This is a genomic window from Salinicoccus jeotgali, assembly GCF_055379195.1.
In genome coordinates, this window is sequence record NZ_AP043830.1 from 447,260 (window position 1) to 467,866 (window position 20,607).

At 46.6% G+C, this 20,607-nt stretch carries 23 protein-coding genes and 1 riboswitch; of the genes, 16 read left to right on the forward strand and 7 right to left on the reverse strand.

What is annotated here, in order from left to right; all coding sequences use genetic code 11:
* Positions 1-12 precede the first annotated feature (12 nt).
* The 3 genes from sufB (at position 13) to ACZ43I_RS02290 (ending at position 3,072) form a co-directional block, all read left to right on the forward strand.
* The gene (sufB, locus tag ACZ43I_RS02280; protein ID WP_344704417.1) at positions 13-1,410 is read left to right on the forward strand and encodes a Fe-S cluster assembly protein SufB; all 1,398 of its coding nucleotides are present in this window, start codon (positions 13-15) and stop codon (positions 1,408-1,410) included.
* Between the two features lie 100 nt (positions 1,411-1,510).
* Positions 1,511-2,179 carry a transposase gene (locus ACZ43I_RS02285; RefSeq protein WP_344703107.1) on the forward strand — a complete coding sequence of 223 codons (669 nt, stop codon included), beginning with the start codon at positions 1,511-1,513 and terminating at the stop codon, positions 2,177-2,179.
* 47 nt (positions 2,180-2,226) lie between these two features.
* Positions 2,227-3,072, forward strand: a complete 846-nt coding sequence (locus ACZ43I_RS02290) for an IS3 family transposase (protein ID WP_464761327.1) — start codon at positions 2,227-2,229, stop codon at positions 3,070-3,072.
* A 113-nt stretch (positions 3,073-3,185) separates the two neighbouring features.
* Here the strand turns inward: ACZ43I_RS02290 and cyoE are convergent, their stop codons facing one another.
* Both cyoE and ACZ43I_RS02300 read right to left on the reverse strand, forming a co-directional pair.
* Complete coding sequence (gene cyoE, locus ACZ43I_RS02295) at positions 3,186-4,118, reverse strand: heme o synthase (RefSeq protein ID WP_344703420.1); 933 nt, start codon at positions 4,116-4,118, stop codon at positions 3,186-3,188.
* A gap of 144 nt (positions 4,119-4,262) precedes the next feature.
* On the reverse strand, positions 4,263-4,805 hold the full coding sequence (locus ACZ43I_RS02300) for a M15 family metallopeptidase (RefSeq protein ID WP_344703418.1): 543 nt from the start codon (positions 4,803-4,805) through the stop codon (positions 4,263-4,265).
* A gap of 220 nt (positions 4,806-5,025) precedes the next feature.
* On the opposite strand from ACZ43I_RS02300, the gene ACZ43I_RS02305 reads away from it, so the two are divergent.
* Genes ACZ43I_RS02305 through ACZ43I_RS02315 form a run of 3 tightly spaced genes read left to right on the forward strand, consistent with a single transcriptional unit; the run spans position 5,026 to position 7,836 of the window.
* Complete coding sequence (locus ACZ43I_RS02305) at positions 5,026-6,570, forward strand: NAD(P)H-hydrate dehydratase (RefSeq protein WP_344703416.1); 1,545 nt, start codon at positions 5,026-5,028, stop codon at positions 6,568-6,570.
* On the forward strand, positions 6,567-6,899 hold the full coding sequence (locus tag ACZ43I_RS02310) for a hypothetical protein (protein ID WP_344703414.1): 333 nt from the start codon (positions 6,567-6,569) through the stop codon (positions 6,897-6,899). Before ACZ43I_RS02305 ends, ACZ43I_RS02310 begins: the two co-directional genes overlap by 4 nt.
* Positions 6,900-6,912: 13 nt before the next feature.
* Entirely contained in the window at positions 6,913-7,836 is a 924-nt protein-coding gene (locus ACZ43I_RS02315) for a prenyltransferase (RefSeq protein ID WP_344703412.1), read from the forward strand.
* A gap of 107 nt (positions 7,837-7,943) precedes the next feature.
* Here the strand turns inward: ACZ43I_RS02315 and ACZ43I_RS02320 are convergent, their stop codons facing one another.
* Positions 7,944-8,852 (reverse strand): DMT family transporter, encoded by a 909-nt coding sequence (locus tag ACZ43I_RS02320; protein WP_344703410.1) that lies wholly within the window; start codon positions 8,850-8,852, stop codon positions 7,944-7,946.
* 116 nt (positions 8,853-8,968) lie between these two features.
* Here ACZ43I_RS02320 and ACZ43I_RS02325 point away from each other — a divergent pair, with 116 nt between their 5' ends.
* The gene (locus ACZ43I_RS02325; RefSeq protein ID WP_344703408.1) at positions 8,969-9,526 is read left to right on the forward strand and encodes a thioredoxin family protein; all 558 of its coding nucleotides are present in this window, start codon (positions 8,969-8,971) and stop codon (positions 9,524-9,526) included.
* A gap of 39 nt (positions 9,527-9,565) precedes the next feature.
* Here the strand turns inward: ACZ43I_RS02325 and ACZ43I_RS02330 are convergent, their stop codons facing one another.
* Complete coding sequence (locus ACZ43I_RS02330) at positions 9,566-10,330, reverse strand: ABC transporter permease (RefSeq protein ID WP_344703406.1); 765 nt, start codon at positions 10,328-10,330, stop codon at positions 9,566-9,568.
* Complete coding sequence (locus ACZ43I_RS02335) at positions 10,327-11,031, reverse strand: ABC transporter ATP-binding protein (RefSeq protein ID WP_344703404.1); 705 nt, start codon at positions 11,029-11,031, stop codon at positions 10,327-10,329. The genes ACZ43I_RS02330 and ACZ43I_RS02335 overlap by 4 nt, the downstream gene beginning before the upstream one ends.
* Positions 11,032-11,341: 310 nt before the next feature.
* Between ACZ43I_RS02335 and ACZ43I_RS02340 the strand changes: the two genes are divergently transcribed.
* From ACZ43I_RS02340 to ACZ43I_RS02360, 5 genes are all read left to right on the forward strand, one after another.
* Entirely contained in the window at positions 11,342-12,190 is an 849-nt protein-coding gene (locus ACZ43I_RS02340; RefSeq protein ID WP_344703402.1) for a DUF72 domain-containing protein, read from the forward strand.
* Positions 12,191-12,259: 69 nt separating this feature from the next.
* Positions 12,260-13,081: a sulfite exporter TauE/SafE family protein gene (locus ACZ43I_RS02345; protein ID WP_344703400.1), complete on the forward strand. Its 822-nt coding sequence runs from the start codon at positions 12,260-12,262 to the stop codon at positions 13,079-13,081.
* A gap of 10 nt (positions 13,082-13,091) precedes the next feature.
* The gene (locus ACZ43I_RS02350) at positions 13,092-14,408 is read left to right on the forward strand and encodes a bifunctional metallophosphatase/5'-nucleotidase (RefSeq protein WP_344703398.1); all 1,317 of its coding nucleotides are present in this window, start codon (positions 13,092-13,094) and stop codon (positions 14,406-14,408) included.
* Positions 14,409-14,455: 47 nt separating this feature from the next.
* A riboswitch (Lysine riboswitch) is annotated at positions 14,456-14,620 on the forward strand.
* Between the two features lie 99 nt (positions 14,621-14,719).
* On the forward strand, positions 14,720-16,312 hold the full coding sequence (locus ACZ43I_RS02355; protein WP_344703396.1) for a Na+/H+ antiporter NhaC family protein: 1,593 nt from the start codon (positions 14,720-14,722) through the stop codon (positions 16,310-16,312).
* 239 nt (positions 16,313-16,551) lie between these two features.
* On the forward strand, positions 16,552-16,866 hold the full coding sequence (locus ACZ43I_RS02360) for a YutD family protein (RefSeq protein WP_344703394.1): 315 nt from the start codon (positions 16,552-16,554) through the stop codon (positions 16,864-16,866).
* A gap of 152 nt (positions 16,867-17,018) precedes the next feature.
* Here the strand turns inward: ACZ43I_RS02360 and ACZ43I_RS02365 are convergent, their stop codons facing one another.
* Complete coding sequence (locus ACZ43I_RS02365) at positions 17,019-17,285, reverse strand: DUF3055 domain-containing protein (protein ID WP_344703393.1); 267 nt, start codon at positions 17,283-17,285, stop codon at positions 17,019-17,021.
* 90 nt (positions 17,286-17,375) lie between these two features.
* On the opposite strand from ACZ43I_RS02365, the gene ACZ43I_RS02370 reads away from it, so the two are divergent.
* The 4 genes from ACZ43I_RS02370 to ACZ43I_RS02385 all read left to right on the forward strand — a co-directional run bounded on the left by ACZ43I_RS02370 (position 17,376) and on the right by ACZ43I_RS02385 (position 20,175).
* A complete protein-coding gene (locus ACZ43I_RS02370) occupies positions 17,376-17,807 on the forward strand; it encodes a DUF86 domain-containing protein (RefSeq protein WP_344703391.1) in 432 nt (143 codons plus the stop codon).
* The gene (locus ACZ43I_RS02375; protein ID WP_344703389.1) at positions 17,797-18,570 is read left to right on the forward strand and encodes a TIGR01457 family HAD-type hydrolase; all 774 of its coding nucleotides are present in this window, start codon (positions 17,797-17,799) and stop codon (positions 18,568-18,570) included. Before ACZ43I_RS02370 ends, ACZ43I_RS02375 begins: the two co-directional genes overlap by 11 nt.
* Positions 18,571-19,527, forward strand: coding sequence for a 2-hydroxyacid dehydrogenase (locus ACZ43I_RS02380; RefSeq protein WP_344703387.1), 957 nt, complete (start codon positions 18,571-18,573; stop codon positions 19,525-19,527).
* A gap of 108 nt (positions 19,528-19,635) precedes the next feature.
* Positions 19,636-20,175 (forward strand): biotin transporter BioY, encoded by a 540-nt coding sequence (locus ACZ43I_RS02385; protein ID WP_344703385.1) that lies wholly within the window; start codon positions 19,636-19,638, stop codon positions 20,173-20,175.
* 36 nt (positions 20,176-20,211) lie between these two features.
* On the opposite strand, the gene ACZ43I_RS02390 is transcribed toward ACZ43I_RS02385, so the two are convergent.
* A complete protein-coding gene (locus ACZ43I_RS02390) occupies positions 20,212-20,517 on the reverse strand; it encodes a YuzD family protein (RefSeq protein ID WP_344703383.1) in 306 nt (101 codons plus the stop codon).
* Positions 20,518-20,607 lie beyond the last annotated feature (90 nt).

Consider the following 20,607-nt stretch of genomic DNA (forward strand, 5'->3'; position numbering starts at 1 on the left):
GGAGTGAGTTGAATGGCTAAACAAGAACTAGAAATGGAAGATTACAAATACGGTTTCCATGATGAAGATGTCTCCATTTTCCGTTCGGACCGCGGTTTGACAGAAGAAATAGTAAGAGAGATTTCGAACATGAAAGAAGAACCGCAATGGATGCTGGACTTCCGTCTCAAATCATTGGAACATTTCTATAGAATGCCAATGCCGACATGGGGCGGAGATCTTTCAGAATTGAACTTTGATGAAATCACGTACTACGTGAAACCTTCTGAACAGTCAGAGCGTTCATGGGACGAAGTTCCAGAAGAAATCAAACGTACTTTCGATAAATTGGGTATCCCAGAAGCAGAACAGAAATACCTTGCGGGTGTTTCCGCACAGTATGAATCAGAAGTGGTCTACCACAACATGGAGCAGGATCTGGAAGATAAAGGTGTAATCTTTAAAGATACAGATTCCGCACTCCGTGAAAACGAAGACCTCTTTAGGGAATACTGGGCAACAGTCATCCCACCGACAGACAACAAATTCTCGGCGCTCAACTCTGCAGTATGGTCAGGTGGTTCATTCATCTATTGTCCACCAGGCGTTAAACTCGATACGCCACTCCAGGCATACTTCAGGATCAACTCTGAAAATATGGGACAGTTTGAACGTACCCTGATCATCTGTGATGAAGGATCAAGCGTTCACTATGTAGAAGGTTGTACAGCGCCTGTCTATACGACGAATTCCCTGCACTCGGCTGTTGTTGAAATCATCGTCAAAAAAGATGCCTACTGCCGTTATACCACAATCCAGAACTGGGCTAACAACGTGTATAACCTTGTTACGAAACGTACATTCGTCGATGCCAATGGTACGATGGAATGGGTAGATGGCAACATTGGGTCTAAGATTACAATGAAGTATCCTTCAGTCTTCCTAAAAGGCGAAGGTGCACGCGGAATGACGCTCTCAATCGCGCTTGCAGGTAAAGGACAACTGCAGGATGCCGGAGCTAAAATGATTCACCTGGCGCCTAACACATCATCTACAATCGTTTCCAAATCGATTGCAAAGCAAGGTGGTAAAGTGTCCTACCGTGGCCAAGTCCACTTTGGAAGAAAAGCCACTGGTGCACGTTCCAACATCGAGTGTGACACACTCATCATGGATAACGAGTCTACATCAGACACAATTCCTTACAACGAAATCCTAAACGATAACATCTCCCTCGAGCATGAGGCTAAAGTTTCCAAAGTTTCAGAAGAGCAACTCTTCTACTTGATGAGCCGCGGAATTGGAGAAGAGGAAGCGACAGAGATGATTGTCATGGGCTTCATCGAACCATTCACGAAAGAACTGCCTATGGAATATGCAGTTGAGATGAACCGCCTGATTTCATTCGAAATGGAAGGTTCCATCGGTTAATATCAGTAACAACAAAAAAAGCCTTATCACCAATGTGATTTGACCCCCTCCAGGTTTACAGATGAAATAAAACATCTGTAAACCTGGAGGGGGTTCTTTTATGACTGACAAATATTATTCATTTGAAGAAAAGCTGAAAATGATTCAGGAATTGAGGGTAGGCATCAGTCCAAGCCATATATCCACAAAGCATCAGGTGTCTGTTGAGACACTTAGAAAGTGGCGGATAAAGTATGAGAAGCATGGTGCTGAGGGATTAAAGAAACGGGACAGGCATAGAACATATACCCGCGGCTTTAAAAAAATGGTCGCAAAAGAATATATGAATGGAATGATCTCCACTCACGAACTCGCACACAAATATGACATACCGTCGAAAACAACTGTTCGGAATTGGATTATACGTTACAATAATGGTGAAGAAATAAGAACGACGCGGGAGGGAGCTTCACCATTGACCAAGGGACGGAAAACAACGTACGCAGAACGGGTTGAGATTGCGCAGTATCATGCACAGGGGGATATCAGTTATCGTGAACTTGCCGAAAGATTTGAGGTGAGTTACCAGCAGGCCCGGAATATCATTGTGAAATACAAGGAATATGGTGAAATCGGCCTTGAGGACAGACGCGGAAAAGGAAAATCAGAAGACCAGCTCACTGAGACGGACCGCTTGAACAGAGAAATTTCCATGCTCAAAGCAGATAAACGAAAGCTTGAGGTGGAGAACGCCCTGCTAAAAAAGTTGGAGGAACTCGAGAGGGATTAAAATACAGCCGGGTTCCCAGTCACACGCTCCACACTGCCATCACTACGTTGCATAATGAAGGCTATGCCATCTCTGAATTATGCCATACGGCAGGCATCTCAAGACAAGCGTATTATCAATATCAGAAACGCCCCGTGCCACACGCTGAAGCAGAGAATGACACAGTGGCCAGTGCGATTGCCGAAATCTATGTTGAAACGGACGGCATCTATGGCTATCGTCAGATGTGCCATGCGGTCAACAAAGCCTTGAGGACGGGGTATAACAGGAAACGCATCTATCGGCTGATGACACGGATGGGCTTGAAATCGGTGACCCGGATCAAAAAGAAACAATACGTCCCCCACACACCGCAACAGGTCGCTGAGAACGTATTGAACAGAGATTTCCACGCAGCCCATGTGAATGAGAAATGGCTCACCGATGTGACTGAATTCAAAGCGCTGAACGGAGAGAAAGCCTACTTGAGCGCGATCATCGATCTGTACGACAACAGTATTGTGGCCTACAAATTCGGCCGTTCAAACAATAATCAGCTTGTTTTTGATACATTCACTTCTGCGATTCAAAAGCACCCGCAGGCAACGCCGCTTGTGCACAGTGACCGTGGCTTCCAGTACACCTCCTACGGCTTTAAAAAGATTCTGGATGCCCAGCAGATTCAACAAAGCATGTCCCGCGTCGGAAGATGCATCGATAATGGCCCGATTGAAGCATTCTGGGGAAAAATCAAATCGGAACGGTTCCACATCAGACGCAAGCAGAAGTACTATGCGGATTATCAAACAATTATAGAAGACATTACACGCTATATTGAGTTTTACAACCACCACAGACCGCAACACAAATTCAAGGGATTGAGTCCGCTGGAATTCAGGGCATTGGCGGCATAGAAAAACGCCTGAGAATCTCCATTCTCAGGCGGGAAACATTTATATTATTTCATCTGTCAACTTGGTAGGGTTCAGATCAATGTGATAAGGCTTTTTTTTGTTGGTATAAATTTTTAGATGAAAGTTTGCACCAACGGAGAAGTGAGGATGATCATCATGAGTAATATCAGGACTAGATAGAAGATGGAGTAGCGGAGATTCATCTTGGCCCATATCTTTTTATCTTCTGAGGCATGCCCCCGAGAAGCGATGAAGATCCAATAGAAAGTCAGTATTGCTGTTGTTACAGAGAAAAGCCAGCCCATAGAATCGATGAGCATAATGGGGAAGGGCAGGAGCATGATGACATATACCATAATCTGTCTGATGGTGGCGTCTACTCCCCGCACTACCGGCAGCATTGGTACGCCAGCGCGTGAGTAATCAGCTAATCTTCTTATGGCGATGGCATAAGTGTGTGGGATCTGCCAGATGAGCAATAGATAGAACAATGCCAGCGGTACAATATGGTAGGCAGGCGCAATTACAGCCCAGCCGATCAAGGGGGTAAAGGCACCAGAGATGCTTCCGACAATCGTGTTCATCGTATATCTGCGTTTCGACCAGAATGTATACAGCACAACATAAAAGAACCAGCCGGCAAATGAATAGATGAAAGCTTCGGCTGTTGTAGCAGACATGATGGCCAAACCGAGTAGAGTAGAAATGATACCCGACCATAGGACTGCCTTTAATCTAAAAGCCCCTGTCACAGTTGGCCTGTTCTGTGTCCGGGTCATTAAGCGGTCTAAATCTGCCTCATACCAATTGTTGAGCATCAACGCTCCCGAAATGACGAGCGTGCTGCCGATCATCATCAGAAAAAATATGCCCAGATGATCTATAAAACGTTCTCCGTTGAAGTATAGCGCGAGCCAATATGCAGTAAAAACAGGGAGCACATTAGCCAAAAGCACCTTACCTTTAAGCAGATATTTCAGATCAGAAAAAAAGGAGACGAGCTGGTATGTATAGCTCCGATCTCTTATTAATGTTTTATCTTCCAAACAAGTTCCCTCGCAAATAATATATTGATGACCTTCCATACCATTATAACAGCAACTATCTTTGGAAGGATGGACATACGCTCTCCATATTACCAAATCCGGTACAAAAAAAGAAAGCATGGCTACATGCTTTCTTCAGTACCATTAGAATAAATAATGGTTGCCATTAATCAGATTATGGATGGAATATCCAAAGTCCATTTGGAGGTGTGGATAATCCTTGAAAGATTCCCAGTCCCCGCCCCAGGTGAACCCGAGGTTTTTAGCAATCTGTGCGACCTCGAACCAATCCGGGTAGCCGTTGCCATTGCCGTCATATTCTAAATCCCAGATGACATCATGACCGACTTCCAGCGCGAAATCGACCGCCAAGCCATAATTGTGGTAGGATTCCCCGGCCTGGGCATTAGTCACTATGTAGCCTGCTGTAGTACGTCCCTGCGCGTAGAGTCTGTCCTGCTCTTCAAATGACCGGAAACCGTCTGTAAAGCGTATGTTGATGCTGCGTGCAGCAGCGTGCTGCCTCAATAGCTCTGCGTGCTCTGCAACTACTGGATGCAAGCCTTGAGGTTGTCTTGTTTCCTGCCACTGTTCAGCAGATGCTGTTGATGGGGCGCTAAGTAAAAATGCAGTGATTGTAAAAAGTGTCGCAATCGCAAATGACAAAGATCTGATGCCTTTTCTCATAAAGGTGTAATTCTCCTTTGTTTAGTTGTTTATCCTTTCTTACGTTAACATAGTGATTGGAGATTTCAATGTATTCTGAGAAATCATATAGAATTGTAATGAAAATGTAATGATAGCTGAAATACTACTATTGGAAAACTTAAATGAGTTCAGATTATATGTAAATTTTTATTTTTACTATAGAGGTGTATAATGACATATAAGATAGAGGAGGGGTTTGATGAAGATAGTAGGCAGAAAGGAAATGGAGGAAACCGAGCGCTACGTCATTGAAAATATAGGGTTACCGGCTAAGGTGTTGATGGAACTTGCCGGGAATCATGTAGCTGAAGAAATAAAGTCGATCTATCCTGATCAAGGCACGTCCATCGTGATACTGCTTGGTGGAGGCAACAATGGCGGCGATGGGTTCGTCATCGCGAGGCGTCTGTTTGATGCGGGATATGAGCCGATGGTATGGCTTCTTGCGAAACCCGAAAAGCTTAAGGGGGACGCCCATCTACAATATAAGGTTTATTTAGCGAGAAAACTGCCTCTACATCACTTGGAAGATGGGGGGGAGCGTTTAGAGGAGGACCTAGAGAAAGCTGAAGTCGTCATCGATGCGATACTTGGTATAGGTGGAGAAGGCCCGGTGCGCGAGCCGTTCAAACATGTCATTGAAGCGGTGAATGGTAAAGTGGATGGAGAAATTATTGCGGTGGATATTCCATCCGGCCTGTCATGCGATACGGGCGAGGCAACAGATGTTGCCATACAGGCAAATATTACATATACGTTCGCTTTTCCAAAACGCGGCTTCTTTCTGCAACAGGGGCCATCCAGTATAGGCAGATGGCATGTGAAAGATATTTCCATCCCTTCTTCCATTGCAGAAACCGTCAAATCCAATCTGCCTGAAGTCGTAACCCTGGCACGCGCGCAAAAGGCACTGCCGACACGTCATCAGTTCGGACATAAGGGGACGTTTGGCCATGTGCTTGTTGCAGGCGGGTCAAAGCCCTATATCGGGGCCCCTTTGCACAGTGCCGAGAGTGCTTTCATGACGGGCGCCGGGCTTGTAACGTTGCTTGTGCCTGAGGATATATATACGGCTGTAGCCAGTCAGAACAAGAATGCGTTGCTCCGCACACTACCTAGTGAAGACGGCCATTTCATCAGCACTGGTATGGAAGATCTCCCGTTCGAAGAGCTGGACGTCCTGGCAGTCGGTCCTGGTCTCGGCCGCTTTACTGGTGGCCAAGAATTTCTACAGCGTCTAATGGAGGGACTCGGAGGACAGCCTCTCGTCATCGATGCCGATGGCCTCTACCATATAAAAGGTCAGCTCGGCAGAGTATCCGAATATGCAGGTGAGGTCATACTGACACCGCATCCTGGAGAGATGGCCATGCTGCTTGGCAAGGAAGTTTCAGAAGTAGAAGCTGATAGGTTGGGCATTGCCCATGAATTTGTCCAAAAATATGGTGTCAATCTGATTCTTAAGGGGCATCGTACCGTCATTGCGACACCTGATGCCCTGCTGGTCAATCAAAACGGTAATGACAGCCTTGCCAAAGGGGGGAGTGGTGATGTGCTGACTGGTATAATCGCTTCTTTCCTTGGACAGGGCGCCAGCCCCCTGGAGGCCATGACAGCAGCCGTCCACCTTCATGCAACAGCCGGTGAATCAGCTGCCATCCGCCTGTCTCATTACAGTGTAACCCCAGAAGACGTGCTGGCTGAAAGCAGATATATCATGAAGGAATGGGAGGTAGGGAAATGAAGGAGAAAGCACTAAAGAGCGGTAACGGTAATCTATTTAAAAATAATGTGCCGACCAGCGGCAAACTGCACCTGACGTCTGAAGCAATTTATCATATTCCTCAGGCAATGAACCTAGACCGTAAAGAGACAAAGATAATGCTTGAGGAAATCGAGCAAGTAAAAGTCATAAATTTTAAAGTGTTGAAGCTGATACCGATCACTAATGGTCTACAGGTCACACTGAGAGATGGTAGAAATATGAGATTCATAGTAAATGGAAGGAAGAGATGGAAGAAACATATAGAGCAAGCACTCACGCATCGTGGATTCAGTGATTCGATAAAATAAAAGGGGGATTCAGATGAAGCAAGGGGACTTCAGTTTCAAAGGGCTTAAAATGGTAGTCAGGGCAATAGCGGTGGTGACCTCAAGCATAGCAACGATCATCTCTACTGCACTGCCGCTTCTGCTGGGCTATGATATCACAGTACTTGGCCTATTTGGTCTATCCCTGCTGCTTGTCACAGGTGCACTCCTCGTACACGGTGTGCTGACGCATGTATTGAATGATCTGATGGACTTCGAATCAGGTACCGATCAGGCCAGTCCTGCCTTGTTGTCCGGTGGCAGCCGCGTCATCCAGGATGGTGTAATGTCTCTTGGGACACTGAGGCGGATGGCGGTTTCAGCAATCATCATTCTTCTATCTGCCGGGCTCCTTTTTATGGTGCTGGGCCAATTCAAGCTTGTCATCTTGACGCTCATCGGCATCTGGGGTGCTGTAACCTATTCAACCAGACCGTTCATCTTTGCCTATCGGCCGTTCCTTGGAGAATGGCTCAGCCTGTTCCCATCTATGCTGCTGCTTGGTCTTGCGGCGCCATGGATCATGTTGGATTCCGTTCCATTATGGGCATGGCAGAATGCTACGATCAATGCTCTTTGGTGCATGGCATGGGTGATGGTGCACCATATCCCTGATTTGAACGCCGACCGGAATTCTGTTCCAAAGAAGCGGACGTCGGTCGTCTGGTCGGTCGAACGCTACGGCCTTTATCGGGCGGGACTTCCGGCCTTGATTTATCTCGTATTGGTTTTTCTTATCGTCATGACAATGATATCAGCCCGACCGATTGGAGCTGTTGGTGCATTATTGATGCTCGGATATGCCATCTATCTGATTTTAAGCATGGATGTAAAAAATGTCGAACAAGTCACGCAACGTGAAAAGATATTACTTCTGCTCGCCATGAGCACTGCGATATGGTTGGGCATATTCTACTGATGGCAGACCAGCTGCCGAGACGAGTCGTTCGTTTCATTGGCATAGGTATAGAAAAAGCAATCGGACCATGATGGTCCGATTGCTTTTCTTCAAGCTGTGGCAGGCTCTCATGCAGCCTCTTTCCTTCCTGTGGAAATATAGATGGCAACGCCTAGTATGATGATGATCCCAGCTACTTGATACCAACCCATGCTTATGTTGAGCCAGAGGACTGAACTCACCACGGCTGAAACAGGTTCCACTATGCCGAGGACTCCCGCTTCCTTTGAAGAAAGGTGTTTCAAGCTGCTGATATAGAGCAAAAAGGCAAGAGTAGTGCCTAAAAGGACGGAGAGCAGGAGGATAATCACCAGGGTAGGTGTCCAATCAAAACTGAAATCGAAATCCCATACGGGATGGATGAAATTCATCGCTATACCGCCGATGAGCATTGATCCCCCGACCAGTTGCAGGGGGTGCAGCCTATAGAGCAGCACTTGGGCATGCAATGTGTAGTAGGCGAGCGCGATGCTGGAGACGACTCCCCAAAATAGTGCTGGGCCTGGTACGATGAGTGCCGTCAAATCTCCATTGGTGGCAATCAGTACTACACCTGTAATCATACCAATAATGATGAAGGCATCTGCTGTTGTCCATTTGGCATACTTTCTGATGATCAGCCACATTATGATATAGATGGGGCCGGTATATTGAAGGACGGTCGCTATAGCAGCGTTACCGTAACCGATTGCCGCCATGAATGAATACTGCACCATGGTCATCCCGAATAGGCTGAAGATGATCAGCATCAACAACGTTCTTCGATCGAGTCTTACGGGTTGATGCTTCCTGGAAAACAACCAGTAGGCACTGAGCAGGATGATGCCGCTTATAATCAATCTGAATGATACATACCACTCTACCGTAACTGGAGTATTCCTGAATATGTAGTCTGCGGCTGTCCCACCGAGTCCCCATAAAGCAGCCCCGATCAGGACGAATATTAAACCTCTTATATGTTTTACTTCTGAATCCATTTATATTTGCCTCCTTTTGCATTATGCAAAGCATAGTCCAACATTTTTCCAATTTCAATAGGAAAAGCATTTTAAATGATATACTGCAGATATATCATAAAATTGGAGGGATAAACATGGCACTTGATCAATGGTTCAGCCAAGCAATTGCAGCTGAAACCTATATTGAAGAGATGCAAAAGCACAAAGAAAATTTGCAGAAGGTATACGATGTCTTCGAAATACCTGATGACGAGTCATTTTTCCTGGAATTGGAGAACCAAAATCTACGGGTGATCGCCATCACCGAAGACTGGTGTGGGGATGCCATGATGAACATACCGATATTGCTTCATTTAGCCGAGAAGAGTCATATGCCGGTTAAAATGATACTGAGGGACTCGAATCTTGAATTGATGGATCAATATTTGACGAATGGGAAGTCACGCTCGATTCCGATATTCATCTTCATCGACGAAAATGGCCGTGAAGTGACACATTGGGGGCCGCGGGCAGAAGCGGTGGAGCAGGAAGTGGCGGAGATGAAAAATCAACTTCCGGATAAAGGCCATCCACAATACGAGGAAGCCTTCCATAGCCTCATCGCCAAGCTTACAGAACGCTTTACTTCGGATGCTGATTTTTGGAATGCCACATACGACAGCATCAAGACACAGCTGAAAAAGAACTTATGATGACAAAAGGGCACACCCGGCGGGTGTGCCCTTTTACATTTATTTTGAGTTGTATGTGAGACCTATGAACTGCATCTTCTGGTTGAATAGCTTCGGATAGGACATATAGCCTACCATGACGGAAGACAGGGAAGCTGTAGTCAGTATCAGGAACAGGACCAGCAACTGATACATGACCGCTTCTATCGGATCGGCCCCACCGATTATGAGCCCACTCATCATGCCAGGCAATTGGACGAGACCCATGGTCTTCTGGGCTTCGATGGTGGGGATCATGCTTGTCTGGATGGCGGATTTCAAACTTTTATCTATAGCTGTCTTAGGTTTCCCGCCCATTGAAAGGATGAGTTCGATCGTTTCATCGCTACGCTCGACCTCATCTTTAAACTTGTTCAGGAACAGTAGGGACAGCACCATACAGTTGCCGATGACCATTCCGCTGATCGGAATGACTTCTTCCGGAGTGAAGGGGATGATGCCGAAGCCGAGCATGATTCCCATCGTCACCAGTTCGACCACGACGAGTGTGATGACGATCATCAAGGTGATGCCTGGTATCCCTTCTCCTTTTTTGATGACGTTCTGGGTTGCGGCTGCAATCATGAGCATGATCATCAGAATGATGAATATGACACTGCCGCTTTCAAACACGAAAGTCAGTATATAGCCGATGATCAGCAGTTGGATGATCGAGCGGACGGTGGCGATGATGATGTCCCTCTGCAACCCGAGTTTAAGAAAAAGCGTAAGAGCTAGGGGAATTGCGATAAAGACTAAGGACAGAGAAAGTTGGGCGAATGTCATAGTTCCTCCCCTTCCACAAATTTTTGTACCAGCGGATTGCTGGATTCGTCGATGAATGAAGCATCGCCAAATTCGATGAGCTCACCTTTACGGAGGAACCACATATCGTCGCTGACACGCCTTGCCTGGTCCAGGTCGTGAGTGATCCATATGACGGTCACATCATGTTTTCGCTGGAGCTTGACGATCATCCGCTCAACCTCTTTCACCATGCGGTAGTCGAGACTTGAAGTGATTTCATCGAGAAGCAGTACTTCCGGCTGGTTGACCAATGTACGGGCAATCGAAATGCGGCTTTTCTCCCCGCCTGATAAGGAGCGGATGTCCTGATCCAGCGGAATATCGCCGAGGTCCACACCATCAAGGAGTTCAGTAGCGTGTGCTTTGTCCAGTGATTCATTGAATATTGCTTTAGGGAGGTTGATGTTATCATACACTGTGCCACCAATCATCGGTGCGCTCTGAAAAGCCATCCCTATCTTCTTCCTGAGTTCTATCATATCCATGTTACGGATGTTTTCCCCTCTGAAGAATATCTCGCCTGAGTCCGGGGACAACAATCCGTTTATATGTTTCAGGCACGTCGTTTTGCCGGCGCCGCTCGGGCCGACGAAAGTAGTGATGCGTCCTTCTTTGAAGTGGCCGGTGATGTCATGCAGAATGTCCTTATAGCTGACATTGCTGAATTCTATTATGCTCATTGGATTGTACTCCTTGTATTATAGAATGATGAACCGTAATCATTATCATGAAGAAACGATTGGACCGCATAGCGGGAGAGATATGACAGCGTTCCATTCCGTTTGTCTGCCACCCAAAATTTAGTTTCTCAGTTCACTTTATGATACTGGACTTCGCCAACTTAGTGAAGCACTGTTGTTATTTATAATTATTATAAATAAATAATAACATGATTTGCTGTGATTATAAATGTCAGTATTGGATTTTTTCACCTTGCGCCTAATATAATTATGCGTAGGGGATATGGTATAATGAGGTAAGGTGATTTTTATGATCTATATCGGTTTGACAGGGTGGGGCGACCATCATAGCCTATATGCCGACCTGACAAATAAAAAAGATAAATTAACGGCTTATGCCTCCCATTTTCCTATTGTTGAACTTGATGCTACATATTATGCCATTCAACGTCATACGACAATTGAGAAGTGGTGCAATGAAACCCCGGAACGCTTCAAATTCATAGTCAAAGCACATCAGTATATGACGGGACACAGTGACTACCGGGATCACTATGATTCCATAAAGGATGTATTCGCAGCCTTTCGTGACATGTTAAGGCCAATGGAGCAGGCTGGCAAGCTCAGTTTTGTCCTCCTGCAGTTCCCACCATGGTTTGACTGCACCAGCAGAAACATTAAATACGTCAAGTATGCCAAAGAACAATTGGCCCCTTATAAAACTGCTGTCGAATTCAGGCACCAATCCTGGTTTACGGAACAATTCAAGGAGGATACATTGGCATTCCTGCATGCCAATAAAGCCATCCATACAATCTGTGATGAACCACAGGCAGGTATCGGCAGCATACCCTTCGTCAACCGGGTGACGGATGAGACAGCTTTCATCCGCCTACATGGCCGTAATGTACATGGGTGGACCCAGAAGGACCGTTCGAGTGAAGAATGGCGGAATGTACGCTACCTATATGATTATAACGGTGCAGAACTGGAGTGGCTGAAAAGGCAGGTAGATATACTGCGCCACAAGACGAGGGATATCCATATCATTTTCAACAACAACTCCGGAGGGCACGCTGCCGGAAACGCCCAACAGTTCATGGCACTGATGGGAATACGCTATGAGGGACTCTCACCCAAGCAGCTGAGACTGTTCTAGTTGATTTGAAGCAAGCATGCCATGATAATGACCAAGGTTCCCCTTCGGGTCCTTGAAGGAGTGATGCTTATGGAATATATCATCCTTATAATGATTGGTCTGATGGCCTCTGCCCTCGGCGCACTAGTAGGCATCGGTGGCGGCGTCATCATAGTGCCGCTGCTCATTTTCTTTGGCATCAATATGGGTATCCTTGATCGGATAACACCACAGAGTGCCGTTGGTACTTCGAGCATCATATTGATCGTCATCGGCTTGTCGGCAATGATCTCCTATGGACGCAGTAATCAGGTGGATAAGAAAAACGGTGGCTTGTTCCTGATCGGCATTATGCCAGGGGCCTTCATCGGGTCCTATGCGAGCCGTTTCTTTACAGTGGACAGCTTCAACTTATACTTTGGCATCTTCCTCATCTTCTTAAGCACCTTGCTTATCGTCAGGGATCGTATCAAGCCAATTTCAATTTTCCAGGATGAGCGTTACATGGAACCTCATGTGGATAATATGGGGGATGTGCACCATTATGGCTTTCCGGCTTATATCGCAATCATTTCAACCTTCATAGTAGGATTCTTCACCGGCCTTTTCGGTATCGGTGGAGGTGCCCTTATGACGCCGTTGATGCTGCTCGTTTTCCGTATGCCGGCAACAATCGCAATCGGGACCAGCATGATGATGGTGTTCTTCTCTGGAAGTGCGGCTGCATTCGGTCATATACTGCAGGGGAACGTCGATGTCTGGTATGCTGCCTTAATCGTGCCTGCTGCCTTCATCGGTGCCAAAATCGGGGTGATGGCGAATCGTCATTTCAACTCGGACTCGCTGGTCGTCGTCCTGCGTACAGTCCTTTTATTGCTTGGTATCTACATGATCCTAAAGACCATCCTATAGAGGTGATTCAATGGAATTGAAACTTTTCCATACTAACGATATACACAGCAACTTATATAACTATAAAAAGATCAGTGACTTTCTGATCAACAAAAAACAACAATATAAAGATCACATGGTCTACGTCGATCTTGGGGACCATACCGATCGGGCCCATCCATATACTGAAGCGACACTCGGCAAAGGGAACGTCGAGCTGCTGAATGAAGCGGGGTGCGAGGTGGCGACGATCGGCAACAACGAAGGCATCACTTTGCAGAAAGAGGAGCTTAAGTCGCTCTATGATGATGCCGCCTTCGATGTCATCTGTGCGAATTTGCGGGAAGTTGGCAGTGCCCAACCTTATTTCAAACCTTACGTCATCAAGGAAATCAAAGGTATAAAATTCGGTTTCATTGCGGCTACCGTTGAATTCACGCCCTTCTATAAGGCGCTCGGATGGGAAGTGTCCGAAGCATTCGACTGGATCCTCCACGCAATCCGGGAAATCAATACTGAAGTCGACTGCATCATCATGATGAGCCACCTGGGCCGTTACGATGATGAATCCCTTGCTATGATGTTCCCTGAAATCGATGTGATATTAAGTTCCCATACTCACCACCACCTGGAAGAAGGGGAATGGGTTGGCGATACGCTGCTCGCAGCTGCCGGACGGTTCGGTGATTACGTCGGGGAAGTTACGCTCGATTTTGAAGCGGGCAAATTGGTGGATAAGCGTGCACGTCTGTATAACACTGACTATCTGACGGGAACGGAAGATAAGTATTATGACAGGGGACGCCAACTGTTGTCGACAGTCGTCAAACATGATGTGGCGCCTATAGAAAGGCGGCTCTATTCGACAGGAAGGTTCATCTCCAGACTTGCGGAAATGGTGCGAATATTTACAGATAGTGATGTCGGCCTTCTGCATACAGGGTTGATCGCAAAGCCGTTTGCCGGTGGAGACCTGACCGAATATGACCTGCATAAAGTGTTGCCTCATGCCATCAATGCAGTACAGATCGAGTTGACTGGACGTGAGCTGAAGGAAGTGTTCAATCAGGCTGCCCAAAATGAATTCAAGGATGAAATAGTGCGGGGGCTTGGCTTCAGAGGGGATATATTCGGCTGCTTCGTCATGGACAACATTGGATATATACAATCTGAGCGGGAATACTACATCAACGGTGAAGTGATACAGGACCGTAAGACCTATAAGCTCGGAACATTGGATATGTATACGTTCGGCAGGATATTCCCCCAATTCCGCTATTCGAAGAAAGTCTATAAGATGCCTGAATTCCTGAGGGACATCGTAAAGATGTATGCCGATAAACTGTAGTTGTAATATGACGTATATGTGCTATAATGTCATGTATTAACTTAATAATCGAAAGTAGAGGTTGCAACGACCAATAGTACCGGAAAGGAGCAGACATGCTTTGATGTTCCGGGAAAGGGGAAGTTGCCGAAGAAACCGCCTGGTAGGGGGGTATTCTGGGATCCGGTTCAATAGGCCGGGTACTATCATTACGATGATGCGCTACGTAATTGTGATGGACGTCACAGTGGCTGATTCTGTAATGCTGCTGTGGCGTCTTTTTCTTTATCATCGTAAAATCACATTCACATTTTTTATTGGAGGTTAAAAATATGCAGAGCATATTGAATTGGGAGTACATATCACTGATTCCCCCGTTACTTACATTACTGCTGGTCTTGTTGACGCGTAAGGTGGGCATCAGTCTGGGGATAGGGATCATAACATCAGCGCTTGTCGTGGCAGGTGCTGAGGTGACTGGGACTTTAGGTGTCATATGGGACGCTTTTCTGCTTATTTTCATAGATGGGGGCAGCATTAATACGTGGAACGCTTTCATACTTATATTCTTAAGCCTCCTTGGTATCATGACTGCCTTCATGAACATGTCCGGTGGTGCGAAAGCCTTCACGGCTTGGGCATTGACGAAAGTGAAATCCAGAAGAGGCGCGACATTTGCTACAGCGCTACTTGGAATCATCGTTTTCATCGATGATTATTTCAGTGCATTGATCGTAGGTCAGGTGGCTAAGCCACTGACTGATAAATATCAGGTTTCACGCGCGAAATTGGCCTATTTCATCGACACGACGGCCTCTCCCGTTTCTGTTGTGTCACCGATCTCCAGTTGGGGGGCAGGTATAATGGGACTTGTGGCGCCCCTGATAGCTGCTGCCGGGATGGTCAGTGTTACGCCATTTGAAGCGTTCATCTATATGATCCCGATGAATTTCTACGTCATCACGGCAATTGCGATGATGTTCATCGTCATCTTCGTGAAGTTCGATATTGGTGCAATGAGGAAGCATGAAACCCGCGCGATACAGGATGGAGAACTGTTCGGCAGTACACGTGAGGTGCCGGGTGAGACGGATGAAGATCTTCCGGTCTATGAGAAAGGGTCGGCCAAGGCACTCATCGTACCGATATTGGGTCTTGCTGCGACAGTCATCTTATTCATGTTCATAACAGGGGTGATTGCAGGCGGGTCATTTGATGTCTTCAGCATATTCGAGAACACTATGGTGACACACTCCCTCGTCCTTGGAGGGATCGTCGGTCTTGTACTTAGCCTGTTCTATTATTTCAGATACACAAGAAAAGATGAACATTTCGGTAAAACTGAAATTTGGTTGGGCATCAAAACAGGTTTCATGGCAATGTTCCCCGCTATTCTAGTCCTCACACTGGCTTGGATGATAGGGGATCTGATCGGTCAGATCGGCACAGGGGAATTGCTTGGTGGAATGGTTGAGAGCTCCAATATGCCCACCAGCGTACTCTTGGCAGTAGTCTTTATAGTGGCATGTCTGATGGCACTGGCCACTGGCACAAGCTGGGGTTCTTTTGGAATACTGATTCCGATTACCGGCGAGATCATGATCTCCCTGAATGAAACAGAGTTGTTGTTGCCGAGCATCGCAGCTGTACTGGCGGGTGCTGTGTTCGGAGACCACTGTTCCCCGATCTCCGACTCGACCATACTGTCCTCGACCGGTGCCGGATGCAACCACATCGTTCATGTGATTACTCAGCTGCCATATGCCATCGGTTCTGCATTGATTGCAACAGTGGGTTACTTGGTGCTCGGATTCACATCCAGTCTACTGCTATCACTCGGAGTTATTGCAGTATTATTGATATTGGTCGTCGCCATATCGAAAATGGTTAATTCACCAATAGAAGAAAGAGGCTCTGAAGCCTAGTGAGTAGGAATCCCCGTCCTCAGTCTGAGGCGGGGATTTCGTCAATCCAGTGAAATATCCTAAACCACCGCATGAAGTCCCTCTGAATATGATAATATGAATTTAATGCTTAAATTATAAGTACTATCCCACTCATTCTGAAAAGTTCAAAGGAGTGGCGATGGCAAAATTTACAAGGGTTTTCAGGCCGGGGCGGGCAAGGTAGGCCGAAATTGACGAAGTATTGAAGGGTGAATCAGATGATTACAATCGATCATATGCATTTTGAACTTATAGAAGATTACCGAGAAGCATTCGATGAAGCTCAATTTGAAGGGAAATACAGTGAGGTCCTTAACAAGTATGACTACATTGTAGGAGATATCGGTTATGAGAAGTTGAGGTTGACCGGCTTTTATCGGGACAGTAAAAAGAAGGTTGAGCCTGATAAGAAATTCAGTGCCATTGAAGACTACATCAATGAATACTGCAATTTCGGCTGCGCCTACTTCGTACTCCGCAAAGTACCGAAGTCCGAGCTGAAGGAACAGACGGAGGAGTCGGAGGAAAGGTAACCGGGAAATAATGTTGAAGCCGCAAACTCCCAAAAAAATGACTCGGATAAAAAGACATTGGCAGGCCACTTGACGCCTGAGGAATGAGAAAGACAACAAGAAAGCCTGCTTCCCTTATGGGATAAGCAGGCTTTCTTAGGCAATGCATCCATTTACACGATGACTTCCGACAGGAAAGACTCGACCTCAGCCGCCTGATCATCATCGTAGTCGAGGATGTAGGCGATATATCCTGGTTCCTCGAGGTCGTCGCTGCCGATTATTCCAAACCGGCTGCTTTGGGTATTCAGTACTAGACTTTTGCCGAAATAGCGTCCTGTCTGGATAATGGCCAGATCATAACGGCCATGTTCACCAACGAAACTGACATATCGCGTCTGGGTATCTTCTACATCATCATAAAGAAAGAAGTCGATCAAAGGGGTGTCCTCCAGTTAAAGTTATTGGGATTATGCTATCATATTAATAAGAGTGTTACAAAATTATCGTGATTGGAAGTGGCTTGGAACATGTATTTTGTAGATAAGGATATACTGAACGAACGTCTCCTGTACGTAGAGGGATTGACTGAGACATTCGAAAAAGTGGAAGGACTGGCGTTGGAACGCACTTGCCATATGCTGATCGAAGCGACGGTCGATGTCGGTAATATGATCATTGATGCTTTTATATTGAGGGATCCCGGCAGTTACCAGGATGTCATGGATATAATGGAAAACGAAGGTGTGATCCCGAAAGAAGATAACGAACGTTTCCGTGCTACGTTCAAATGGCGAAGCGAGCTGACACGCAATTATACGCGGCTCGATCATGACCAGATGAAACGGGATTTCGAAAGCGACCTATCCGCGTACAGTGATTTTAAACAGAATGTCCTGAACTTCTTTGAGAACGAAGGGCAGGCTGTCACAGCATTCAAGGGGGATGACAATGATGTATGAAGGCTACCTTATTGACCTGGATGGCACCATGTATAACGGTGGAACGGTCATAGAAGGGGCAATCGATTTTATAGACAGGCTTAACAAAGCCTCAATCCCTTATGTATTTTTGACCAATAATGCGACGAAGACACAAGAGGAGGCTGCCCAGAAGCTGATAGACATGGGTTTTGATATTCATCCCCGGACGCTATACACTTCAACCATGGCGACTGTCGATTATTTGAGCGCGGCCCACTCGGGGGCTGCGGTCTATGTTGTTGGCTCAGATAGCCTTAAACATTCACTGGAATCAGCCGGATTCAAAATCATCCAATCTGCAGATGAGCATGCCGATTATGTCGTCATGGGTCTAGACATAGAAATCAACTACGGAAAATTATCGGAAGCTGCCTTGTTGATTGCTGCAGGCGCAACATTCATATCCACAAATCCGGACCGCAAATTTCCAACAGAGAGAGGACTTGTACCTGGGAATGGCGCTTTGGCAGCGGTACTCAGCAGCGCTACGGATGTCGAGCCAGTCACTGTGGGTAAACCATCAGGAATTATACTGGAAGCGGCGATAAAAGCACTGGGGCTTCCAAAAGAGCGCGTGCTGCTCGTTGGGGACAATTATGATACAGACATCAAGACAGGACTTGAAGGTGGTGTGGACACCCTTCACGTGGACACAGGGGTGACCTCGAGCGAACAGGTCAGGCAACAGTCTCTGCAGCCGTCCTTCATGATTGAAAATCTCAAGGAATGGAGTGTTGAATAGATGAAGAAGATCGTCATTACAAGAAGGATCAATCCGGCTATGGTCGACAAGCTGAAAAAGGATTTTGAAGTGGTGGTGTGGGATGAGGACAACACACCAATGCCGCGGCAGAAATTTTTGAAGGAGACGAAGGACGCTCACGGTGTCATGACCATGCTGAGCGATAAAGTCGATGAAGAAATGCTTGGTGGCGCCCAGAATTTGAAAGTCGTCGCAAACTTGGCGGTCGGCTATGACAATATCGATCTCGAAGCTGCAAAGTCCCATGGTGTAATCATTACCAATACGCCTGATGTATTGACAGAGACGACAGCAGAGCTTGCCTTCACATTGATGTTGACATCAGCACGCCGCGTGCTGGAGGCGAACCGTGAGCTGATGGCGGGGGATTGGTCAGGATGGAGTCCCTACCATATGGCAGGCACAGATGTTTTCGGCAAAACGGTTGGTATATTCGGTATGGGCTCGATTGGCGCTGCTTTTGCGCGCCGTCTGAGCGGTTTCCGTACCAAGATCATATACCACAACCGTAGCCGTTCGGAAGCAGGCGACGAATTGGGCGCTGAATTGGTCTCCTTCGAAGAACTTATGGCAGAATCCGATTTCGTCCTATGTGCAGCACCGCTCACCGAAGAAACAAAGCATCGCTTCGATAAAGCGGCCTTCGATAAGATGAAGCGCAGCGCATATTTCATCAATATCGGCCGGGGCGCGCATGTAGTGGAGGAAGACCTGGCACAGGCTGTCCGAAATGGTGATATAAAAGGCGCAGCATTAGACGTATTCGAAAATGAGCCGATCAGCGACGCTCATCCGTTTACAGACATTCCGAACATGACGCTCCTGCCCCACATCGGCAGCGCTTCAGTAGATACGAGGAACAACATGATGAACCTATGCGTCAATAACATCATGGAAGTGTTGAATGGCGGAAAACCGATCACTCCGGTAAAATAAAAAGCCTGCGGGCTTTTTATTTTACATATATCGTCAACCAATTTAAATTAAAGGGTGACAATGACTCATTGGAAGTGCTATCATACTCAGAAAGAACAGGAGGGAATCATGCCTACAAAACATCTTGTCTATGTCGCAGTCTTCGCGTCACTCATCGCCATCGGTGCCCAGATCCGTATCCCGCTGGGACCTGTGCCCCTGACTTTCCAAGTTCCGCTAGTCCTGCTCGGAGGGTTGTTGCTCGGCCCGAAATTGGGGGCTTTGAGCGCCTTCGTCTACATGCTCATGGGTCTCTTTGGCCTTCCGGTCTTCGCCGGGGGAGGGGGCATCGGGAGCATATTTTCGCCTACCTTCGGCTTTATAGTGGGCTACATACCCGCCGCATGGTGTGCTGGATTTGGCTGCGTCCATCAAGTTACCGTCCTCAGGAGTTTCAGTTTCACATTTGCAGCCATCATGATAATTTTTTTAAGTGGATTATTTTATTTTATCTTTGCAATGAACATATTCCTCGATACCCCGGTAAATGCAGTAGAAGCCTTCAAATTGGCGGTATTGCCTTTCATACTAAAAGATTTGGCAGTTGGAATGGCAACGATCATATTTGCAAAGACACTGGTGAGGCGCGGGTTGAATATTGCGATATAACAAAACAGGGTGCCGCTTCGGCACCCTGTTTTAGCATCATTTCTGTTCGATTGCCCTTTGGATCGGCTTCAATTGGACATGACCATCCTGGATGATGTCATCGTTGATTGTGACGAGTGGATAGAACAGCTCATCATCGTTTATCCGTTCGATGATGTCAGTATCATAATCCGAAAGATTTTCATCATGATCCATATCTATATAATTGAAGTGGAGGTCATGATCTGGGTATTTGCGGTTCAGCACCGCCTGGAGCCATTCGTAGGTATCCTTCGACCCAGGTGCGTTCACACAGCTGGCACAGATGACATCGCGGCCATAGACGTTGATAGCATATTTCATTGAATAACATCCGCCTTTCTGATGATGGATTTTTCTTTCCAAATCCATTATAATACATATATAAGTTAATTGCGTAAGAAGAATAGGAGT